General features: G+C 72.7%; 17 protein-coding genes. 5 read left to right on the top strand and 12 right to left on the bottom strand.

Annotated elements, in window-relative coordinates; genetic code table 11:
* Positions 1–46: 46 nt before the first annotated feature.
* Positions 47–1,693, bottom strand: a complete 1,647-nt coding sequence (locus tag I5731_RS09300) for an AMP-binding protein (RefSeq protein ID WP_197311066.1) — start codon at positions 1,691–1,693, stop codon at positions 47–49.
* Positions 1,694–1,934: 241 nt separating this feature from the next.
* Positions 1,935–2,510 carry a CAP domain-containing protein gene (locus I5731_RS09305; RefSeq protein ID WP_197311067.1) on the bottom strand — a complete coding sequence of 192 codons (576 nt, stop codon included), beginning with the start codon at positions 2,508–2,510 and terminating at the stop codon, positions 1,935–1,937.
* 340 nt (positions 2,511–2,850) lie between these two features.
* On the opposite strand from I5731_RS09305, the gene I5731_RS09310 reads away from it, so the two are divergent.
* Complete coding sequence (locus I5731_RS09310) at positions 2,851–4,020, top strand: M20 aminoacylase family protein (RefSeq protein WP_197311068.1); 1,170 nt, start codon at positions 2,851–2,853, stop codon at positions 4,018–4,020.
* Positions 4,021–4,569: 549 nt separating this feature from the next.
* Here I5731_RS09310 and I5731_RS09315 read toward each other — a convergent pair.
* From I5731_RS09315 to I5731_RS09340, 6 genes are all read right to left on the bottom strand, one after another.
* On the bottom strand, positions 4,570–5,067 hold the full coding sequence (locus I5731_RS09315) for a cupin domain-containing protein (protein ID WP_197311069.1): 498 nt from the start codon (positions 5,065–5,067) through the stop codon (positions 4,570–4,572).
* 182 nt (positions 5,068–5,249) lie between these two features.
* Positions 5,250–8,597 carry an error-prone DNA polymerase gene (locus I5731_RS09320; RefSeq protein ID WP_197311070.1) on the bottom strand — a complete coding sequence of 1,116 codons (3,348 nt, stop codon included), beginning with the start codon at positions 8,595–8,597 and terminating at the stop codon, positions 5,250–5,252.
* A gap of 60 nt (positions 8,598–8,657) precedes the next feature.
* Complete coding sequence (locus tag I5731_RS09325; RefSeq protein WP_235981649.1) at positions 8,658–10,337, bottom strand: Y-family DNA polymerase; 1,680 nt, start codon at positions 10,335–10,337, stop codon at positions 8,658–8,660.
* Entirely contained in the window at positions 10,240–11,085 is an 846-nt protein-coding gene (locus I5731_RS09330; protein ID WP_197311071.1) for an ImuA family protein, read from the bottom strand. The genes I5731_RS09325 and I5731_RS09330 overlap by 98 nt, the downstream gene beginning before the upstream one ends.
* Before the next feature lie 371 nt (positions 11,086–11,456).
* Positions 11,457–12,182 carry an acetoacetyl-CoA reductase gene (phbB, locus tag I5731_RS09335; protein WP_197311072.1) on the bottom strand — a complete coding sequence of 242 codons (726 nt, stop codon included), beginning with the start codon at positions 12,180–12,182 and terminating at the stop codon, positions 11,457–11,459.
* Positions 12,183–12,349: 167 nt separating this feature from the next.
* Positions 12,350–13,522 (bottom strand): acetyl-CoA C-acetyltransferase, encoded by a 1,173-nt coding sequence (locus I5731_RS09340; protein ID WP_197311073.1) that lies wholly within the window; start codon positions 13,520–13,522, stop codon positions 12,350–12,352.
* A 472-nt stretch (positions 13,523–13,994) separates the two neighbouring features.
* Between I5731_RS09340 and phaR the strand changes: the two genes are divergently transcribed.
* Positions 13,995–14,591, top strand: a complete 597-nt coding sequence (phaR, locus tag I5731_RS09345) for a polyhydroxyalkanoate synthesis repressor PhaR (protein WP_197311074.1) — start codon at positions 13,995–13,997, stop codon at positions 14,589–14,591.
* 63 nt (positions 14,592–14,654) lie between these two features.
* On the opposite strand, the gene I5731_RS09350 is transcribed toward phaR, so the two are convergent.
* Positions 14,655–16,532: a bifunctional diguanylate cyclase/phosphodiesterase gene (locus I5731_RS09350; protein ID WP_197311075.1), complete on the bottom strand. Its 1,878-nt coding sequence runs from the start codon at positions 16,530–16,532 to the stop codon at positions 14,655–14,657.
* Between the two features lie 354 nt (positions 16,533–16,886).
* Between I5731_RS09350 and I5731_RS09355 the strand changes: the two genes are divergently transcribed.
* Positions 16,887–17,279, top strand: a complete 393-nt coding sequence (locus tag I5731_RS09355; RefSeq protein ID WP_197311076.1) for a hypothetical protein — start codon at positions 16,887–16,889, stop codon at positions 17,277–17,279.
* Positions 17,280–17,481: 202 nt separating this feature from the next.
* On the opposite strand, the gene rpmF is transcribed toward I5731_RS09355, so the two are convergent.
* Positions 17,482–17,667, bottom strand: a complete 186-nt coding sequence (gene rpmF, locus I5731_RS09360) for a 50S ribosomal protein L32 (protein ID WP_126539967.1) — start codon at positions 17,665–17,667, stop codon at positions 17,482–17,484.
* Between the two features lie 203 nt (positions 17,668–17,870).
* Positions 17,871–18,599: a monofunctional biosynthetic peptidoglycan transglycosylase gene (gene mtgA, locus I5731_RS09365; protein ID WP_197311077.1), complete on the bottom strand. Its 729-nt coding sequence runs from the start codon at positions 18,597–18,599 to the stop codon at positions 17,871–17,873.
* A 215-nt stretch (positions 18,600–18,814) separates the two neighbouring features.
* Here mtgA and I5731_RS09370 point away from each other — a divergent pair, with 215 nt between their 5' ends.
* Entirely contained in the window at positions 18,815–19,753 is a 939-nt protein-coding gene (locus I5731_RS09370; protein WP_197311078.1) for a polyprenyl synthetase family protein, read from the top strand.
* A gap of 34 nt (positions 19,754–19,787) precedes the next feature.
* A complete protein-coding gene (locus I5731_RS09375; protein WP_197311079.1) occupies positions 19,788–20,498 on the top strand; it encodes a DUF1345 domain-containing protein in 711 nt (236 codons plus the stop codon).
* A gap of 203 nt (positions 20,499–20,701) precedes the next feature.
* Here the strand turns inward: I5731_RS09375 and ispG are convergent, their stop codons facing one another.
* Entirely contained in the window at positions 20,702–21,955 is a 1,254-nt protein-coding gene (ispG, locus tag I5731_RS09380) for a flavodoxin-dependent (E)-4-hydroxy-3-methylbut-2-enyl-diphosphate synthase (RefSeq protein ID WP_197311080.1), read from the bottom strand.
* Positions 21,956–22,001: the final 46 nt, after the last annotated feature.

Consider the following 22,001-nt stretch of genomic DNA (forward strand, 5'->3'; position numbering starts at 1 on the left):
ATGCGATGCATACGATCGCCGTGCCCGGCCCAGGGGGAGTCGGCGGCTAGTTTCCGGCGGCTTCGGCCGCAACCTTGTCGCGGAAGGCGCGGCGGATCACCTTGCCGGTGGTGGTGAGCGGGATCTCGTCGACGAAGGCGATCTCGCGCGGGTATTCATGGGCCGACAGCCGGCCGCGCACGAAGGCCTTGATCGCGTCGGCGAGCGCCGCGTCGGGCTCGACGCCCGGCTTCAGCACCACGAAGGCCTTGACGATCTGGGTGCGCACCGGGTCGGGCTTGCCGACCACGGCGGCGAAAGCGACCGCCGGATGGGCGCCGAGGCAATCCTCGATCTCGCCCGGGCCGATGCGATAGCCGGCCGAGGTGATCAGGTCGTCGTCGCGGCCGACGAAGCTGATGTAGCCGTCCTCGTCGGCGATGCCCTGGTCGCCGGTGAGCAGGTGGTCGCCGCGGAACTTCGCCGCCGTCGCTTCCGGCTGGTTCCAGTAGCCGAGGAACATCACCGGGTCGGGCCGGGAAATCGCGATCTCCCCGGCCTCGCCGGGGGCGGCAACGCTGCCGTCCGGCTTCAGCAGCACGACGTCGTGGCCGGGGATCGGCTTGCCGATCGCGCCCGGCCGCGTGACGCCGAGGCCGGCGGAGGAGCCGATGACGGCGTTGCACTCGGTCTGGCCGTAGAACTCGTTGACCGGAACGCCGAACGCCTCCTGCGCCCAGAGGCAGGTCTCGCGGCCGAGCCGCTCGCCGGCCGAGCCGATGGCGCGCAGATGCAGCCGGGCGGCGCCCGCCACCGTCTCGCCGGCGCCGCGGATCATCTTCAGCGCCGTCGGCGGCAGGAAGGCGTTGGTGACGCGGTGGCGGATCATCAGCGCCACCGCGCGCTCGGGATCGAACTTCTCGAAGCGGAAGGCGACCACCGGCACGCCGACGTAGAGCGCCGGCAGCAGCGCATTGAGCAGGCCGCCGGCCCAGGCCCAGTCGGAGGGGGTCCACATCACGTCGCCCGGCCGCGGCAGGCCTTCCTGCGCGAGCTGGATGCCCGGCATGTGGCCGAGCAGCACGCGGTGGCCGTGCAGCGCGCCCTTCGGCGGGCCGGTGGTGCCGGAGGTGTAGATCATCAGCGCCGCATCGTCCGGGCGCGTCTCTTCGGGGTCGAAGGCGTCGGAGGCGCGGGCGATGGCGTCGGCGAACGCCACCGTACCGGCGCCGGGGCCGGGGCCGCCGACGGTGAGAACGAGGCGGAGGTCGGGCAGGTCGGTGCGCAGCGGCGCCACCGTCTCGGCGCCGGCGACCGTGGTCACCAGGGCGGCGACACCGGCGTCGCGCAGGCGGTAGGAGAGGGCGTCGCTGCCGAACAGGATCGCCAGCGGCACGGCGATGGCGCCGAGCTTGTAGGCCGCGACATGGGCGATCAGCGCCTCCGCCGACTGCGGCAGCAGGATGCCGATGCGGTCACCCGGCTGGATGCCGGCGGCTTTCAGCGCGTTGGCGAGGCGGTTGGAGCGGGCGGAGAGGTAGCCGTAGGTGGCAAAGCGCGGCGAGCCGTCCTCGCGGTGGATGATCAGCGCGGGCCGGTCGGGCTCCACCGCCGCCCAGCGGTCGATCACGTCCGTGCCCATGTTGAACCACGCCGGCAGCGCGAAGCGGAAGCGCCGGTCGAAGTCCTGATGGCTGGTCGGGCGGGTCAACATGCCGCGGGCTCGGGACCGGACGGATGAAGGGATGTGGCGAATTCGGCGCCATCATGACCTTCGCATGCGCACAAATCAAATGGATTGTGCGCTGCACAATTCCGTCATCCGGCTATCATTCGTGCAGACGCCGGCGGTTTCTGCCGAGCATCGGTCATTCCGTTCACCGCCCGCGCCCGGGCCGCGCGCCGCCGATCCCGGCGCGCCGGGCGGCGGTCCGCCGCGCGCCGCCCTCCGCTGCCTATTGTCCGGGCGTCACGCCCGGCATCGCGGCGGCCAGGGTGCCGGTGTCATACGGCCGGGCGAAGATCACGCTCCAGTAGACCTTGTACTTCGAGTTCGGGTTGTAGGCGGTGCCGATGCCCATCACCGTCATCTCCGGGTCCTTCATGCCGCGGTCGTGCGGCGGCGAATCGCGCCAGCCGGAGAAGGCCTCCGCCAGCGTCCGGTAGCCCGAGGCGATGTTCTCGCCGGCGGCCTGGCCGCGATAGCCGGCGTCGTTGAGGCGCTTGTTGAGGTTGCCGAAGGGCGGGAGGCTGTGGCTCAGCTTGTCGGCGTCGGCCATCTGGCGCGCGTAGGTCGCGGCGATGCGCGACAGTTCCGGATCGACGCGCAGCGGCCCGACCCCGGCACGCGCCCGGTATTCCGTGATCATCTGCGCCGCCTTCTGCGCATCGACCCGCGCCGTCGGCGAGGCGAGGTCCTGATAGAAGCTCGGCCGCCCGGTCGGCGGCGGCGAACTGCTGGCGACGCAGCCGGCCAGAGTGGCGGCGGCGAGAACGGCAAGGGCGGCGAGCCCGAAGGGGGAGGCGGTCATGGGCGGGTCCTGTCGGTCATTCGCATCGGGGCGGCGGGGGGAGAGTGCCGGACTGCGCCCGATTCGTCGCCCCGGAACGGCACGGCGGACCGGAGGCGACGATCACGTCGGCTTGAGCCGGGGATGGACTTCCGCCGCGCACGACCGTCCGAGCGCCGTCCCAAGCGAGAGCACGAGGCACCGGATCACCTGACAGGGCGACTGTGGCGCCGGCGCGGCGAAGACCGGTCTGGCGCCGGTGAACGACGTCTTTCGCAGTGCGCCGCACGCGTGCGGCAGACGGGTTTCTTCGCGCTGCATCATGCTCTAGGGTCGGTCATCCCACCGCAGGAAAGCCGTCATGCCGATCGTCAACCGCATTGCCGCCGCCGCCGCCGAGCACACCCTCTGGCGCCGCGATTTCCACCGTCATCCGGAACTCCAGTACGACGTCCACCGCACCGCGGCGACGGTGGCGGAAAAGCTCCGGAGCTTCGGTCTCGACGAGGTGGTGACGGGGGTCGGCCAGACCGGCGTCGTCGGCGTGCTGCACGGCCGGCGCGGCCCGGGCGGGCGCTCGGTCGGCATGCGCGCCGACATGGACGCGCTGCCGATCCGCGAGGCGACCGGGGCGGAATGGTCCTCCACGGTGCCCGGCAAGATGCACGCCTGCGGCCACGACGGCCACACCACCATGCTGCTCGGCGCGGCGGAATATCTCGCCGAGACGCGCAATTTCGACGGCACCGCCGTGTTCATCTTCCAGCCGGCGGAAGAGGGCGGCGCGGGCGCCAAGGCGATGATCGACGACGGCCTGTTCGAGCGCTTCCCGATCGACGAGGTCTACGGCATGCACAACCATCCGGGCATGCCGGTCGGCCGCTTCGGCATGCGCTCCGGGCCGATCATGGCCGCCGCCGACGTCATCGGCATCCGCATCGAGGGCCGCGGCAGCCACGCCGCCGAGCCGCACGCCGGCGTCGACCCGGTGCTGGCGGGGGCCGCCATCGTGCAGGCGCTGCAGCAGATCGCGTCGCGCAACGTCGACCCGCTGCAGTCGGCGGTGGTCTCGGTGACCTGTTTCCACGCCGGCGAGGTCGACAACGTGCTGCCGCAGGTGGCGGAACTGCGCGGCACCGTGCGCACGCTCGATCCCGCCGTGCGCGACGCCGTCGAGGCGCGGTTGAAGGCGATCATCGCCGGCATCGCCGCGGCGCACGGCGTTGCCGCCGAGGTGTCCTATCGCCGCGGCTATCCGGTGACCGTCAACCACGGGGCCGAGACCGCGCTGACGGCGGCGATCGCGCGCCGCGTCGCCGGCGACGACAAGGTCGACGAAGCGGTGCCGCCGATGATGGGCGCCGAGGATTTTTCCTACATGCTGGAGCGCCGCCCCGGCGCCTTCATCCTGATCGGCAACGGCGACAGCGCCAACCTGCACCACCCCGCCTACGACTTCGACGACGCCGCGCTGCCCTATGGCGCGTCCTACTGGGCGACGCTGGTGGAGACGGCGCTGAAGGCGGCGTGAGGGGGGCCTTCGGACGGGGCGTGCAGGGGCCGCCTGGTTCAGCATTTGTGGCGAGGCCGGCGCGCCCGGCCTCGCCCTTCGAGACGGCCCTTCGGGCCTCCTCAGGATGAGGCCTTCGGGAGTTTTCGCCCTTATTGTCAGTCGCTTGATCGGTTTCTGCTCTGAAGTCCGTCCTTTCCCTCACCCTGAATTCGTCCTTTTCCCTCACCCTGAGGAGGTCGCGGAGCGACCGTCTCGAAGGGCGAGGGAAAAGCCGGGGCGTTGGCGGGCCAATGTCCTGATTCCGAGGTCTGTGCGCCAAATCGGCCAGTGAGTGGCACCACCAGGGAACTCAGAAATCTTTTCAAGATTGCATGATGCATGCACTTGTCATCTGTGTTGCCGCTGGCCTTACCCTGCTCCCTGCTCCCTGCTCCCTGCTCCCTGCTCCCTGCTCCCTGCTCCCTGCTCCCTGCTCCCTGCTCCCTGCTCCCTGCTCCCTGCTCCCTGCTCCCTGCTCCCTGCTCCCTGCTCCCTGCTCCCTGCTCCCTGCTCCCTGCTCCCTGCTCGTCACCCCTCGCCGTCCCAATAATCGACCGCATCCGCCGCCCGCAGCGTGAGGCTGACGCGCCGGGCCGTCTTGTCGCCGCCGGGGGCGGCGCCGGCGAAGACGGTGACCTTGCCGCTGTCGGGATATTGCATCACATCCGGGTCGTGCATGGAGCTGACGGCAAGGTAGCGCAGCGCTTCGGTGGGGCCGGCGATCAACTGGTGCGCCGTCTCGGGGCCGCCGGCCGGGCAGACGACGACGTCGCCGGCGGCGACGGCGTGGGTCTCCTCGCCGTAGCGCAGCGTGCCGCTGCCGCCGAGGATGACAAAAAGCTCGTCGTTGGCGTGGTGGCAGTGGTGCGGCCAGCCTTTGCGGCCGGGCGGGATCTCGACATAGCGCGCGCCGAGGCGGCGGGCGCCGAGCGGCGCGGCGATCGCGGCGAAGCGGGCTTCGAAGGCGTCGCCGTGCGCCTGGGTGATGAGGGGAAGGTCCGCCGGGCGGAGGATCGGCCGGGTCATGACGGGCTCGCTTTGCTGGAAAGGTCGGGCAGGGGGCTTCCCTACTGAAGCGCGCCCGCGGGCGCGGCACAACGGGGCGAAGAGGGGCAAGGCGAAGAGGGCGCGAGCGAAGAGGGGCCGGGGCGACAGACACCGGGGCGAGAGGGACCGGGGCGAAGAGGGACCGGGGCGGCGCGGCCGGCTCAATGAAAATCCCGCGATTTGGGGATGACGCGGACGTGGCGCGGGTGGCTGGAAGCGCGCGAGTGCTGCGGGTGCAGGAACTCGTCGGCGCGCGACAGCTGGAAGCGCGGCTTGTCCTCTTCCGACAGGCGCTGCAGGTCATGGGTGCGGTCGACGAGGTCGTCGGCGACGAGGTGGACGATGTTCTCCGGGCTGCGCTGGATGCGGCCGCGGATCTCGATCAGCCGGGCGCCCATCACGACGCGGCGGTAGCGCTCCAGCATGCGCGCCCAGATCACCACGTTGCAGACGCCGGTCTCGTCCTCGATCGTCATGAAGACGACGGTGCCGTTGCCCGGGCGCTGGCGCACCAGCACGACGCCGGCGGTGCGCGCGGCGCGGCCGTCGGCGAGGGCCGCGACGGCGGCGCAGCTCGCGAGGCCCTCGCGGCCGTAGTCGGCGCGCAGGAAGGCCATCGGGTGCGCCTTCAGCGACAGCCGCACGGTCTGGTAGTCGGCGACGACCTCCTGCGCCAGCGGCATCGCCGGCAGCGCCGCGTCGGGCTCGGGCGCAAGTTCCGCGGCGTCGGCGGCGGCGAACAGCGGCAGCGGCGCATCATCCGGCAGCCGGCGCACCGCCCACAGCGCCTCGCGCCGCGAAAGGCCGAGCGAGCGGCAGGCATCGGCATCGGCGAGCTTTTCCAGCGCCGCCCGCGGCAGCGCGGTGCGCCGGGCGAGGGTCTCGAGGTCGGGGTAGCCGGCGCCGCGCCGGCTCGCCAGCACCTCGGCCCAGACCTCGCGGAAGCCGTCGATCTGGCGCAGGCCGAGGCGGAGCGCCGGGCCGCGTGTCCCCGCCGTGCGCCAGCCGCGCGCGCCGGACGCCCCGGCCGGGCCGTCGGCGGCGCGGCGCGGCTCCAGCGTGTTGTCCCAGCGGCTGTGGTTGACGTCGATCGCCCGCAGCGGCACGCCGTGCTCGCCGGCGTCGCGCACGATCTGCGCCGGGGCGTAGAAACCCATCGGCTGGGCGTTGAGCAGCGCGCAGGCGAAGACGGCCGGGTGGTGGCACTTCAGCCAGGCCGAGACGTAGACGAGGTGGGCGAAAGCGGCGGCGTGGCTTTCGGGGAAGCCGTAGCTGCCGAAGCCCTTGATCTGCTCGAAGCAGCGGCGGGCGAAATCCGGCGCATAGCCGCGCGCCACCATGCGGTCCACCATCTTCGCCTCGAAGGCGCCGATGCCGCCGACGTTGCGGAAGGTGGCCATGGCGCGGCGCAGGGCGTTCGCCTCCTCCGGCGTGAACTTCGCCGCCACCATGGCGAGCCGCATCGCCTGCTCCTGAAACAGCGGCACGCCCTTGGTCTTGCCGAGCACCTGGTGCAGCTCGTCGGCCGGCCCGTGCTCGGGCGCGGGCGCCGGGAACTCGATCCGCTCGCGCCCCTGCCGGCGGCGCAGGTAGGGGTGCACCATGTCGCCCTGGATCGGGCCGGGACGGACGATCGCCACCTGGATGACGAGATCGTAGAACTCGCGCGGCCTCAGCCGCGGCAGCATGTTGATCTGGGCGCGGCTCTCGACCTGGAAGATGCCGATGCTGTCGCCCTCGCACAGCATGTCGTAGACGACCGGGTCGCCGGCCGCGATCGAGGCGAGGTCGTGCTCGATGCCGACGTGGTCGCGCAGGAGGTCCAGCGCCTTGCGGATGCAGGTCAGCATGCCGAGCGCCAGCACGTCGACCTTGAGCAGGCCGAGTTCGTCGATGTCGTCGCGGTCCCATTCGATGAAGGTGCGACCCTCCATGGCGGCGTTGCCGATCGGCACCGTCTCGTCGAGGCGGTCGCGGGTGAGGATGAAGCCACCGACGTGCTGGGAGAGGTGGCGCGGGAAGCCGATCAGCCGGCCGGCGAGGCGGATGGCGCGGGCGATTTCCGGGTTATGCGGATCGAAGCCGGCCTGGGCGACGTGGGCGTCGGGGATCTTCTCGCCCCAGCCCCAGGCGGTGCCGGCGATGGCGGCGGTGACGTCCTCGCTGAGGCCGAGCACCTTGCCAACCTCGCGGATCGCGCTGCGCGGGCGGTAGCAGATCACGGTGGCGGCGATGCCGGCGCGGTGGCGGCCGTAGCGTTCGTAGATGTGCTGGATCACCTCCTCGCGGCGCTCGTGCTCGAAATCGACGTCGATGTCGGGCGGTTCCTGGCGCTCCTTGGAGATGAAGCGGGCGAACAGCACGTCGATCTCCTCGGGATCGACGTTGGTGATGCCGAGCAGGAAGCAGACGACGGAATTCGCCGCCGAGCCGCGCCCCTGGCAGAGGATGCCGCGGCTTTCGGCGAAGCGGACGATGTCGTGGATGGTGAGGAAGTAGCGGGCGTAGTCGAGCTCCTCGATCAGGGCGAGTTCGCTGACGAGCAACTGCTCGACCTTCGCCGGGATGCCGCCGGGATAGCGCAGCACCGCGCGGCGCCAGGCGAGGTCGGCGAGGTGCTGCTGCGGCGTGCGGCCGGGCGGCACCGGCTCGTCGGGATAGTCGTAGCGGAGTTCGGAGAGGGAAAAGTCGATGCGGGCGAGGAGGTTGGTGGTCTCGGCCACCGCCTCGGGGGCGTCGGAAAACAGCCGGGCCATCTCGCCCGGCGGCTTCAGGTGGCGCTCGGCGTTCTCCTCCAGCCGCCGGCCGGCGCTCTCCAGCTTCAGGCCCTCGCGGATGCAGGTGATGACGTCCTGCAGCGGGCGCTGCGCGGGGTCGTGGTAGAGTACGTCGTTGACGGCGAGCAGCGGTACGCCGAGCCGTTCGGCGAGGCGACGTCGCTCGGCGAGGCGGCGGCGGTCGGCGCCGCGGCGCAGCATGGTGGCGCCGAGCCAGAGCGCGCCGGGCGCCGCCTCGGCGAGACGCGTGAGCGCGGCCGCCTCGGCGCCCGCCACGGCGGGCGAAACCGCGCCGGCCAGGCCGGCGGCCGCGCCCGTGGCCGGCATGGCGATCAGCAAGAGGTCGCCGGTGTGGGCGAGGAGATCGTCCAGCACGAGCGGGCATTCGCCCTTGGCGCCGCGCAGGTTGCCGGTGGTGAGCAGCCGGCAGAGCCGGCCCCAGCCGGCGCGGTTCTCCGGATAGGCGAGGATATCGGGGGTGCCGTCGGTGAAGGCGAGGCGGGCGCCGACGACGAGGCGGAAGCCGAGCTCCGCGCCGGTCGCCTCGCGGTAGCGCCGCTTCAGCACGCCGAGCGCCGCATGGGCGCGGACGACGCCGGCAACGGTGTTGCGGTCGGCAAGGCCAAGGCCGGCGAGGCCGAGGGCGGCGGCGCGGGCGACGAGGTCGGCCGGGTGCGAGGCGCCGCGCAGGAACGAGAAGTTCGAGGCGGCGGCGAGTTCGGCGTAGATCACGGGCGGCCTCCTCGAGGCGAGACGGTTGCGGGCAGGCGAAAGGTCGGCCGAAGTTCAGGATCAGGCGAAGAGGCCGTGCACGAACCAGCGCGGCCGGGTCTCGGCGGCGACGAGGCCCGGCAGTTGCTCCGCGTCACTGCCGCGGCCGGGCCGGGCGGCGCGCAGCGGCGCCGCGCCGTAGAGCCCCTCGCGGAACAGCCAGAAGCGGCGGCCGCCGCGGTCCTCGACGCGGAAATAGTCGCGGGCCGGGCCGGCGCCGGCGCTCTCGATGCCGCCGCTCTCGCCCTCGTCGCCCGCCGGCACCAGCCACCATTCGGCGGCGATCCGTTCCGGACCTTCGGCGGCGACGACGTCGTGGATCAGCCGGCGCCAGCGGAAGCGGATCGGCGGGCCGTCCGGCACCTCCGCCATCGCCTCCACCGGCTCGGGCGGATCGAGCAGGCGCAAGGGGCGCAGCGGCGGCTCGCCGGGGGGCAACTGCGGCCAGCCGCCCGGCGCCTGCCGATGCGGGGCACCGGCCGCGAGCGCCGGCACGGCGCGGTAGGCGCGCTCGGGCACGTGGCTGCCGGCGGCGCCGAAGCGCAGCACGCGGTCCGGGCCGAAGCGGGCGCCGAGGCGGTCGACGAGGTCGGCCACCGCCTCGGCCTCGCCGCTGGCGCCGCCGAAGGCCTGCTGCGCCGGGTCCAGCGGCTCCACGGCGAGGGCGGCGAGGCGGATCATGTCGAAGCCGAAGCCCGGGTCGAGCGGGTCGGCGAGGCTGCCGAGCCGGTCGGCGAACAGGCGCATCACGGCGGCGGGGTCGCGCAGCGGCCGGCTGGTGGCGACGGCGACGCGGTGCACGGCGCCATCGGCGCGAAATAGGCTCGCCTCGAAGCTGCGGCCGCCGAGGCCGTCCTCCTCGAGCCGCTCGGCGAGGCGGCGGGCGAGGCTCGCGAGGCTGGCGAGCACGTCGTCCATCAGCGCGACGGGTTCGGGAAAGCCGCGCTCGGCCATCAGGGCGGCCACCGGGCGCTGCGGCGAGATCGGGTGCTCGGCCTCGCCGAGGGTGCGGGCGAGGCGGCTTGCGAGATCGGCGCCGAAGCGGGCGACGAGCGGGGCGCGCGGCCGGTCGGCGAGGTCGGCGATGCTGCGCAGCCCGGCGCGGGCGAGCGCGGTGACGCGGTCGGCGTCGAGGCCGAGGGCGGCGATGGGCAGCGGGCGCACCGCCGCGGCCTCGCCCCCCGGCGCGACCACGCCGCCATCCGGGCCGCCGGGGCCGAAGCGCGCCACCGCCCGGGCGGCATCGGCGGTGCCGGCGACGGCGACGCGGGCGGTGAGGCCGGCGCGGGCGAGGCGGGCGGCGACGTCGCGGCTCATGGCGGCCTCGCCGCCGAACAGCGCGGCACAGCCGGTGACGTCGAGCATCAGCCCGTCGGCGCCGTCGCGGCCGACCAGCGGCGTGAAGCGGTCGCACCAGTCGGCGAGGCGACCGAGCAGCGCCGCGTCGGCGGCGGGGTCGTCGTCGGCGACGACGAGGTCCGGCACGCGGGCGCGGGCGTCGGCAAGGCTCAGGCCCGGCGCGAGACCCAGGCCGCGGGCGACGCCGTCGGCATGGACGACGCGCAGGGCGCCGCGCTGCTTGGCGAGCAGCAGCAGCGGCCGGTCAGCCGGCATGCCGCCGCGGCGCCGCAGCCGGTCGGTGGAGAGGAAGGGAAACCACAGGGCGAGGTAGCGCCGGCTGGCGGAAAACAAGCTCGTCATGGTCCCACTCCAGGCTGAAGCGGCCGGGCGGAAAGCCGGCCCGGTGCCTCTGCAGTTCGATCTCGAAGGCCGGGCGGCCCGGCGCGTTGGCGCCGAGGCGGATGGACGGGCCGGCGGCGACGCCCCAGCGGCTGAGCCCGGCGCTCGGCTCGGGCGCCGCGCCGCTGCGCACCAGCACGCAGCCGACGCCGGATTTCGCCGCCGCCGCGGCGAGGCGGCGCGAGGCGGTGAGGTCGAGCGCCCGCGCCGGGCCCCAGAGCTCGAGCACGACGGCGGCGAGCGCGGCGCAGCGCAGCGCCTCGTGCGCCGCGCGCAACGCCCCGGTCGCATCGCGCACCGCGACCAGCACCAGCCGCTCCGGGTCGGCGCCGAAGGCGGCGAGCCCGGGCGGATAGAGTGCGCCGTGCTCGCGCCCGGCCATCGCCTGCTGCACCCAGACGGTGGTGCGGCCGGGCGCCGCCGCGCGGGCCGGGCGCGCCGCGCCGCCCGCCGCCAGCCCCCGCCCGTCCTCGGGTTCCGCCGCCCGCGCCATGCAGAGCGCCATGGCGAGGCCGAAGCCGGCCGCGGCGGCGCCGTCGCCGGCCTCGTGCGCGAACACCTCGTGCAAGGCGGCCCGCGGCAGTCCGCCGCCGACGGCCGCGTCCAGCGCCGCATGGCCGAAGCCGAAGCGGGCGACGGCCGGCGGGCCGAGCTGGTCGCTCTCGATATGGGCAAGGCTCCGCCGGAGCCGGGTCAGGATGTCCTGCACGGGTCTCTACTCACCAGTTCATGATTTGTTCTAGAAAGACTCCGTCGCCGGAGAGAGTCAAGACGGAGTCTTGGACGGGGCGGCCGGGGACGGGACACGGCTGTCCGGTTCAGCTGTTTCAAACCCGGCCCAAGTAATTGGAGTCGTTGACAAATTGCGATGCTTGACGAAGCTGGACACGGCCGCGAGCCGCCAGCGCCCCGGCTTTTCCCTCGCCCTTCGAGACAGCCGTGGGGACGGGAGGGCGGTGATGCCCAGCCGCAGGACTCCCCCCGGTGGGCGGAAAGCCGGGTGCGGCGACCTCAAAACGCAGCACGGCCCGCCTCGGGGTCGAGGCGGGCCGCGTCGGCAGATCGTTGGCCGGAAAACCGTCAGCCGTTGGCGATGTACTGGCCGCCGTTGATCGTCAGCACCGCGCCGGTCATGAAGCCGGCCGATTCGGAGGCGAGGTAGACGGTGAGGGCGGCGATCTCCTCGGCCTTGCCGAGGCGGCCGACCGGGATGCCCTTGATGATGCCCTTCAGCACGTCTTCCGGCACCGCCGAGACCATGTCGGTGTCGATGTAGCCCGGGCAGATGCAGTTGACGGTGATGCCCTTGAAGGCGCTTTCCTGGGCGAGCGCCTTGGTGAAGCCGATCACGCCGGCCTTGGCGGCCGAATAGTTGGTCTGGCCCATCTGGCCCTTCTGGCCGTTGATCGACGAGATGTTGACGATGCGGCCGAAGCTGCGGGCGCGCATGCCCTCGATCACCGGCTTCGTCATCGTGAACATCGAATCGAGGTTCGTCGAGATCACGGCCTTCCACGCGTCGAACGACAGCTTGTGGAACATCGCGTCGCGGGTGATGCCGGCGTTGTTGACGAGGATGTCGACCGGGCCGAGTTCGGCCTCGACCTTGGCGAGGCCGGCGGCGCAGGCCGCGGCGTCGGCGACGTCCCACTGGTAGACGGCGATGCCGGTCTCGGCCTTGAAGGCCTCCGCCTTCTCGACGTTGCCGGCGAAGGTGGCGGCCACGGTGTGGCCGGCGTTCTTGAGGCCGATCGAGATGGCCGCGCCGATGCCGCGCGTGCCGCCGGTGACGACTGCAATGCCCATGGTGTTCTCCCCTAGCTGGATGTCGCGCCGCCCTCCGGCGCGGTGCCGCATTCTTCTTATCTGCCCGGCGGCCCGGGGCGCCGCGACCTGTCGTCCCGGCGACGAAAGCGGGACGACGGGTCGCAGATCGCGCCGAGGCCGGCGGTGCCGGCCTCGGCGCGCGTGTTTCAGCGCTCGACGGTGAGGGCGACGCCCATGCCGCCGCCGATGCACAGGGTGGCGAGGCCCTTCTTGGCGTCGCGGCGCGTCATCTCGTGCAGCAGCGTCACGAGGACGCGGCAGCCCGAGGCGCCGATCGGGTGGCCGATGGCGATGGCGCCGCCGTTGACGTTGACGATGTCGGGGTTCCAGCCGAGGCTCTTGTTGACGGCGCAGGCCTGCGCCGCGAAGGCCTCGTTGGCCTCGACGAGGTCGAGGTCGCCGATCGCCCAGCCGGCCTTTTCCAGCGCGCGCTTCGAGGCCGGGATCGGGCCGGTGCCCATCACGGCCGGGTCGACGCCGGCGGTCGCCCAGGAGGCGACGCGGGCGATCGGGGTCAGGCCGCGCTTCTCGGCCTCGGCGGCCGACATCAGCAGCACCGCGGCGGCGCCGTCGTTGAGGCCGGAGGCGTTGGCGGCGGTCACGGTGCCGTCCTTGGTGAAGGCCGGGCGCACCTTGGTGACGCTGTCGAGGGTGGCGCCGTGGCGGATGTACTCGTCGTTCTCGACGACGGTGTCACCCTTGCGGCCCTTCACGGTGAAGGGCGTGATCTCGTCCTTGAACTTGCCGGCCTTCTGCGCCGCCTCGGCCTTGTTCTGCGAGCCGACCGCGAAGGCGTCCTGGTCCTCGCGGCTGATCTGGAACTCCTTGGCGACGTTCTCGGCGGTGATGCCCATGTGGTAGCCGTTGAAGGCGTCCCAGAGGCCATCCTTGATCATGGTGTCGACCATCGCGTAGTCGCCCATCTTGACGCCGTTGCGCAGGTGCTGGCAGTGCGGCGACAGCGACATGCTCTCCTGGCCGCCGGCGACCACGATGGCGGCGTCGCCGGAGGCGATCTGCTGCATGCCGAGGGCGACGGCGCGCAGGCCCGAGCCGCAGACCTGGTTGAGGCCCCAGGCGGTGGTGCCGATCGGCAGGCCGGCGGCGATGGAGGCCTGGCGGGCCGGGTTCTGGCCCTGGCCGGCGGTGAGCACCTGGCCGAGGATCACCTCGTCGACCTCGCCCGCCTCGACGCCGCTGGCGGCGAGGAGGTCGCGGATGACGGCGGCGCCGAGCTCGTGCGCGGAGGTGCCCCCGAACGCGCCGCCGAACGACCCGACGGCGGTACGCTTGGCTGAGACGATGACGATGTCGGACATGGAATGGCTCCCGGTTGCGGCACTTGCGGCCGATCGATGGCGCCGGTCCGCTGCGAGCCGGCATGCGGCCGGCGATCTCGCGCGGCCGTCGTTCGCCGCACTAGAGGCGCTTCGCTTCGGGTCTGTCAACCGCAGGGCGGGTCGACTTAGGGGGGTTGCGGCCGGGGGTCGCGCCGGCGGATGCGGCGGCGGGGTGCCCGCCGGGCCGGGGTGCGCAAAACCCCGCATAGGCCTCGCCCATACCTCGCCCGTGCCTCGCTGCACCGCGGGGTGCCGGCGTGTGCCGCCCGTGTCATGCTGCGGCCGTGCTGCGCAGCAAAAAGCGCTTGGCCGCGGCTGCGAAAAGCCCTTACTCTGTTGCCAAGACAGCGGGTTCGCCGGTGGCCGGTGGGGCTGGCGCAAGGGCCGGACGGCATCGCCGCATCGGTCCGCGATCACCGCTGCGGTGCGAAGGGCGAGGGAGGCCCATCCGATGGCGAAGAACGACGAACCGACGGTCATCAAGAAATACGCGAACCGGCGCCTCTACAACACCGGCACCAGCACCTACGTCACGCTCGAGGACCTCGCGTCGATGGTGAAGGGCGGCGAGGATTTCGTCGTGTTCGACGCGAAATCCGGCGACGAGATCACCCGGTCCGTATTGACCCAGATCATCTTCGAGCAGGAAGGCAAGGGGCAGAACCTGCTCCCCGTCACCTTCCTGCGCCAGCTGATCCGCTTCTACGGCGACAGCATGCAGCAGCTGGTGCCGAGCTATCTCGAGCAGTCGATCGCCTCGCTGACGCGCGAGCAGGAGAAGTTCCGCCATCAGATGACGCAGGCCTTCGGCGGCACGACCATCGAGACGATGGAAGAGCAGGTCCGGCGCAATGCGGAGATCTTCGAGCGGGCGGTGCGGATGTTCATGCCGTTCGGCCCGTCCGGCGTGGTCGATCCGGCCGACGCCCGCGGCGACACCGCAGCTCCGGCGAAGCCCGCCCGCGACACCGACATCGACGCGCTGAAGCAGCAGCTCGAGGCGATGCAGCGCCGCCTCGACCAGCTCGCGCCCGACCGCGCCAACTGAGAGCTCGCCGCCGGGTGCCCCGCGACCGGAGCCCGGTCGCGGGCGACGGACAGGCTCGCGCCGTCAGCTGCCTTCGGTGAACGCCTTGCGGCTGGAGCGCTTGGCTTTGGCGCGCCGGGTGCGGGCGGGGAAGCCGGTCTGGGTCGCGACGATCGGCCCTTCGAGCAGCCCGACGAAGGGCGGATAGCCGGTGCTGCCGCTGTCGGCGGCGCGGATCTCGGTCGTGCCGAGGGCGGCGCGGACCGCCGGGGTGATGCGCAGCATCGGGTCGCCGGCAAAGCGGCCCTGGAAGGCATCGACGCCGATGCCGCGCAGGATCTGCGCCGAGACGTCGTCCTTCACCCATTCCGCCACCGAGCGGATGCCGAAATGGTCGGCGAGCGTCACCAGCGCGCGCACGAAGATCGCGCTGTCGGGATCCTCGGCGATGTCCGCGATGTAGGAGCCGTCGATCTTGACCCAGTCGACCTCGATGTCGCGGAGCAGCACGAACGACGTGTAGCCGGCGCCGAAGTCGTCGATGGCGATGTGGCAGCCGAGGTCGCGCAGCATGCCGGTCAGCGCCGCCATCTCGGCGACGTTGCGCATCGCCGCCGTCTCGGTGATCTCGATGGTGAGGCGGCCGGGAATCGAGCGATCGGCGGTGACGGCGGCGAGCAGGCGCTCGATCCAGGCCGGCTCGCGGGCGCTTTCCACCGAAACGTTGACGGAGAGCTTCAGGTCGCTTTCGGCGGCGAGGTCGGCGAGGGCGAGGTCGAGCACGCGGACGTCGATGCGCCGCATCATGCCGATGCGCTCGGCGGCGGCGATCAGCGGGCCGGCGGAGACGACGGAGCCGTCCTCGCGCACCAGGCGGCACAGCGCCTCGTAGTGGATCAGCCGGCCGCTGCCCGCCTCGACGATCGGCTGATAGGCGAGCACGAAGCGGTTGCCGGCGAGACCCGAGGTGATGGCTGCGGCGAGGTCGAAATTGCGCCGGCGCAGCGCGTCGCGCTCGGGCGAGGGCTGGTAGAATTCGAAGCCGCCGCGGCCGCGCTGCTTGGCCATGCCCAGCGCCTCCTCGGCGCGGGTCAGGGCCTGCTCCACGTCGCGGGCGTGGCGCGGGAACACGACGCCGCCGATCGAGATGCTGACGTTGAGGTTGGTCTGCGGCGTCGCGACCACCACGCTCTCCACCGCCTCGCGGAAGCGCGCGGCGGCGACGGCGAGCGCCGCCTCGTCGCACTCGTGCAGCAGGGCGCCGAACTTGTGGCCCGACAGGCGGCCGAGCAGGTCGACCTGGCGCATGTCGCGGCGAATCCGCTGCGCCACCGTCATGATGATGCGGTCGGCGACGTCGTAGCCGAAATTGAGGTTGATGCCGGCGAGATCGTCGATGGCGATCGAGAGAAACGCGCCGGAGCCGCGCTGGTCGCGAACGTAGCGGTCGATGGTGGTGCCGAGCGCCGCGAGCAGCGAGGTGCGCGACAGCGTGCCGGTGAGCGGGTCGATGGTGCCGATGTGGTCGGGTGCGACGCCCGAGCCGCCGAGGTCCTCGACCCGGCGCAGCACGCCGGTGACGCCGAGCGGCTGGCCGGTGGCGTCGAGCTCCCAGGTGCCGGCGTCCTCGATCCAGACCGGCAGATCCGTGCCGGCGACGTCGGGGCGGATCGCGAAACCCGAGCGGTAGCGCCGCACCGGCCCGAGGTCGCCGTCGAGCGCCGGCAGCGGGAAGGCCATGCCGCGGGCGGCGAGCGTTTCGGCCGTCATCAGCCGGCGCAGGGCGCGGCCGGTGCCCGGCAGGTCGATCGGCTGCAGTTTCAGCAGGGCGGCGGCGCCGGGGCCGAGCGCCAGGCGGTCCGAGCCGATCTCCCAGCGGAATGCGGCAAAGCCCGCCGCGCACATCAGCTCGGCGGCCGCGTCGCTGGAGAGTGCCGCCGTGATTGCGGTCTCCTCGCCCATGGGCCTCGCCTCCGAACGTGATCTTGCCGCCATGATCGCGTGCGCCGCCTGCATTCCGTCCGCACCCAGTTCTGGCCGCGGCGCCGACGCCGGAGCCGGCGAGGACGCGGGAGTGAACGATCCCCGGCCGAGGATCAAAACCTACGCTATCCCGGTTAAGGAAGCGCGAAGGCTGCTTTGACGCACGCAGGGCTTGTCTGTTAAGGTTTTGTTAACCAATTCATGCGGGCGGCCCGCCGCTTGCTGGGTTGAGCGCAGGAGGACCCGCAGCGTCGCTGCGGCTGTCCCACACCGAGACCCGGCCGCATTCCTGTCCCGAAACGGGACGGGCGGCCGCCCGAGGAGAGACTGGTCATGATCGACGGCATCGGCCGTGCAGGCGGGGCGGGACGGATGGGGATCGGGCGCAGCGCCGCGCTCCGCCCGACCGGCCGTGTCGCGCCCGCCGACGCCGACGGCTCGGTCGCCGACGACCAGCCGCGCGAGGATCGTCCGGCGAGCCGGGCGCTCGCACTGGTCGAGCCCGCCGCCGACCGGGCCGGGACCGATTTCGGGCCGCGCTTTGCCGCCGCGGCGCCGTTCCTGACCCAGCTCATCGTCGACCGTGAGGGCGGCCCGCTCGCCGGCGAGCGCCGCCGCCAGCGCAGCACCGGCCTGGTCGGCACCCGCGCCAGCGCCGCCTATGGCGCCACCGAGCGCCTCGCGACCCGCATCGAGCCCGGCTTCCTGCTGCGTCGCAGCGTCTGAGCGGGCCGGCTCGTTCTCACCTCCGACGAAATCTTGCCCGCTGGGGCACATGGCTGCCGCTCGGCACCCATCCACGCGCGGGGACGAGATCCCTCCCGGACACCGGACATGAAAAAGCCGCCCCGGAGGGCGGCTTTCGGATGGCGCGTCGGCGCCGGTCGTTCGAGGCAGCACGCCCGCCGGTGGCGGGCGAAGGATCCCGTCAGACGGTTTCCTTCGGCTCCAGGATCTGGCGGCCACGGTACATGCCGGTCTTCAGGTCGACATGGTGCGGGCGGCGCAGTTCGCCGGAGGTCTTGTCTTCGACGTAGGTCGGGGCCTTGAGCGCGTCCGCCGAGCGGCGCATGCCGCGCTTCGACGGCGAGGTCTTTCGTTTCGGCACAGCCATGGGGAGTACTCCAGATCGTCCACTTGGCGCCGCGCCCGCCGTGATGCCGCGCAGCGTCATGAGACTGCGGGCGCCACGGGGAGTTCCCGGCACCGGAATTTGGCGGCTTATACAGAGATCGGGCGGCTTTGACCAGAGCGGCGGCCCGAAAAATCGCCGCGCCGCGCCGCCGGGTCCCGGCGACGCCCGGTTCCGGGGACGGCTCAGGGGTCGAGCACGCAGCCGACATAGGCGCCCGACTGGCGCTCGCGCTGCTCGATGATGCGGGCATAGTTGGCGTGGCCGCGCGAGGGCTTCGCCGGGTTGCGGGCGATCGGGTTCGGCAGCGCCGCGGCGAGCAGCGACGCCTCGCGGCGGCCGAGATCCGCCGCCGGCTTGCCGAAATAATGCTGCGCCGCCGCCTCGGCACCGAACAGGCCCGGGCCCCATTCGGCGACGTTGAGATAGATCTCCACGGTGCGCCGCTTGGTCCAGACGAGGTCGGCGTAGGTGGCGATCGGGATCTCCAGCGCCTTGCGGACATAGGAGCGCGACGACCACAGGAAGAGGTTCTTCACCGTCTGCATCGAGATGGTGCTGGCGCCGCGCGACGGGCCGCCCTCGGCCTCCAGCACCAGCGACAGCGCCTGCCAGTCGACGCCGCCGTGCTGGCAGAAGCGGCCGTCCTCGCCCATGATCACGGCGCGCACCAGATAGGGCGAGATCGCCTCGATGCCGACCCAGTCGCGCTCGTAGCCGCCGAGGCGCACCGCGTCGCGCAGCATCAGCGTCGAGACCGGCGGCGCCACGGCATAGACCGGCACCAGCACCAGCGGCAGGGCGACGAGCGCCGCGACGAAGAACAGCGCCAGCCGCCACAGGCGGCGCAGCGGCCGGCGGCGGGGGGGATCGAAGCGTGGTTCGATCCGGTCGTCGAGGCTGTCGTCCTGCATCATCGCCCGCCCGGTGCGTCGTCGCCTTCCTCTGTAGCCTCCGGGCGGGCGGCGAGACAAGGCCGGCCGCCGCACCGTCCGCCCGCCGGACCCTCGCAGCCCTCGTCCGCCCCCGGCGCGCCGGCATGGATTCGGCCGCCGGCATCGGCTAAGCAGGCGGCCGGGACGGCCCGGCATCGGGCCGGCGGCAAGGATGTCGGCGCGGCGGGCTACGGATGACTGAGGACGAACTCGGAGGGCGGCTGGCGGCGACCGCCGAAGCGGCCGTTCAGCGGCTGGCGGCGGCGCTCGGGGCTGCCCCGCTCGCCGGCGAGACGGCGCGCCCGGCGCGGCTGCTGGCGGCGATGCGGCACGGTGTGCTCGGCGGCGGCAAGCGGCTCCGGCCGGCGCTCGTCGTCGAGACGGCGCGGCTGTTCGGCCGCGACATCGACGACGGCCACGGCGATATCCTGCTGGCCGCGGCGGCGCTCGAATGCGTGCACTGCTATTCCCTTGTCCACGACGACCTGCCGGCGATGGACGACGACGACATCCGCCGCGGCCAGCCGACGGTGCACCGCGCCTTCGACGAGGCGACGGCGATCCTCGCCGGCGACGCGCTGCTCACCCTCGCCTTCGACCTCCTCGCCGACCCGGCCGGCGAGCCGGATGCGGCGATCCGCATCCGGCTGGTCACGCGGCTGGCGCGGGCGGCGGGCATGGGGGGCATGGTCGGCGGCCAGATGCTGGACCTCGCCGCCGAGGGGCGCTTCGATGCCCCGGCGGCGCCGATGGGCGAGGCCGAGGTGCGCAGCCTGCAGGCGATGAAGACCGGGGCGCTGCTGCGCTTTGCCGTCGATGCCGGCGCGATGCTCGGCCGGGCGAGCGGGGCGGACGCCGCGTGGCTCGCCCGCTACGGCGATCTCGTCGGCCTCGCCTTCCAGCTCGCCGACGACCTGCTCGATGCGACGGCCGATGCCGCCACCGTCGGCAAGGCGACGGGCAAGGACGCCGGCCGCGGCAAGGCGACCCTCGTCGCGCTGCACGGCGTCGAGGCGGCGCGGCGACGGCTCGACGATCTCGTCGCCGAGGCCGAGGCGGTGCTGCAGCCGTTCGGCGAGCGCGCCGACGCGCTGGTGGCGATCGCCCGCTTCATCGCCGCGCGGCCGAGCTGATGCGGCGGCGTCCGGGTGCGGAGTTGATGGTCCGATGGCGTTTCCCCGCAGCCTGCTGATCGGCGTGCTCGGCTTCCGGCGCCGGCGGCGGCTGCTCGCCGCGGTGGCGATCGGGCTCGTCGCGGGGGCGGGATTGCCGGCGATGACGCCGCTCTCCGCCATCGAGGGCGCGCTGCTCGGCTGGAACCTCGGCGTCGCCGCCTATCTCGGGCTGGTGGTGCAGCTCTTCCTCGCCACCGACGTCGCTGGCATCCGCCGCCGCGCCGCGGCCGAGGACGAGGGCGCGGTGGCGCTGCTGCTGTTCGGCGTCGGGGCGACGCTCGCCAGCATCGCGGCGATCGTCGCCCTGCTCGCCGGCGGCTCGGCCTCGGGCGTGGTCGGCTGGCACTTCGCGCTGGCGGTCACCACCATCCTCGCCGCCTGGGGCTTCGTGCACACGGTGTTCGCCGTGCACTATGCGCACGAGTACTACGCGGCCGCGCCGGAGCGGGACGGGGCGTCCGACGTGGGCGGCCAGGCGCCGGCGACCGAGGCCGGCGGGCTCGACTTTCCCGGCGGCGATGCGCCGGACTATCTCGATTTCCTGTATTTTTCCGTGGTGGTCGGCGCCACCGCCCAGACCGCCGACATCGCCACCACCACCCGGCGCATGCGCCGCATCGTGCTGGTGCACGGCGTGCTGGCGTTCTTCTTCAACACCACGATCTTGGCGCTGATGGTGAACATCGGGGCGGGGTTGCTCTGAGGGTGTGTGCCGTGCGGCCTCCCCCCTCCCTGTCCCTCCCCCGCTGCGCAGGAGAGGGGACGATGGGCGATGGGTTTTTCGCACGACAGCGGTTTCGCCGACTCGAAGCGTCAACGGAGACGGCGCTCTAACCTCCTGCGTCCCCTCTCCTGCGAAGCGGGGGAGGGACAGGGAGGGGGCCGGCCCACGGCACGGCCCGAGCCTCACTCCGCCGCGTCGCGCCCGCCGGCCGTGCCGAACCGCTTCTCGATGTAGTCGAGCACCAGCGCGCGAAAATCCTCGGCGATCGCCGGGCCGCGCAACGTCACCGCCTTTTCGCCGTCGATGTAGACGGGGGCGGACGGGGTTTCGCCGGTGCCGGGCAGCGAGATGCCGATGTCGGCGTGCTTCGATTCGCCCGGGCCGTTGACGATGCAGCCCATCACCGCGACTTTCAGCGCCTCGACGCCCGGATAGCGCGTGCGCCAGACCGGCATCTCGTCGCGGATCTGGTCCTGGATCTTGCGGGCGAGCTCCTGGAACACGGTCGAGGTCGTCCGGCCGCAGCCGGGGCAGGCCGCGACCACCGGCAGGAAGGCGCGGAAGCCCATCACCTGCAGGAGTTCCTGCGCCACCTGCACCTCGCGGGTGCGGTCGCCGCCGGGCTCGGGCGTCAGCGAGACGCGGACGGTGTCGCCGATGCCCTGCTGCAGCAGGATGCCCATTGCCGCCGACGAGGCGACGATGCCCTTGGTGCCCATGCCCGCCTCGGTGAGGCCGAGGTGCAGGGCGTGGTCGGAGCGGCGGGCGAGCTCGGCATAGACGGCGATCAGCTCCTGCACGGCGCTGACCTTGGCCGAGAGGATGATCTTCGAGCGCGGCAGCCCGATCTCCTCGGCGCGTTCCGCCGAGAGCAGCGCCGAGCGCACGATCGCCTCGCGCATCACCTCGGCCGCCGTCTGCGGAAAGCCGGCGGCCTGGTTCTCGTCCATCAGGTGGGTGAGGAGCTCCTGGTCGAGCGAGCCCCAGTTGACGCCGATGCGCACCGGGCGGTCGTTGCGGATCGCGGTCTCGATGATCGCGCCGAACTGCAGGTCGCGCTTCGCCTTGAAGCCCACGTTGCCGGGGTTGATGCGGTATTTTGCGAGCGCCTCGGCGCAGGCCGGGTGATCGGCGAGCAGCTTGTGGCCGATGTAGTGGAAGTCGCCGATGAGGGGCACGTCGAGGCCGAGCCGGTCGAGCCGCTCGCGGATCTTCGGCACGGCGGCGGCCGATTCGTCGCGGTCGACGGTGATGCGCACGAGTTCGGAGCCGGCGCGGGCGAGGTCGGCGACCTGGCGCACGGTGGCGTCGATGTCGGCGGTATCGGTGTTGGTCATCGACTGGACGACGACCGGCGCGTCGCCGCCGACGGTGACGCCGCCGACCTTGACCGCGACGGCGCGGCGGCGGGGCAGGGGCGCGGTGGAGATGGTCATCGCAGCGTGCTCGCGGAACGGGGCTGATCGGGACGGGTCTGGAACC

Origin of the sequence: Methylobrevis albus, from assembly GCF_015904235.1 — a bacterium.
Lineage (GTDB): Bacteria > Pseudomonadota > Alphaproteobacteria > Rhizobiales > Pleomorphomonadaceae > Methylobrevis_A > Methylobrevis_A albus.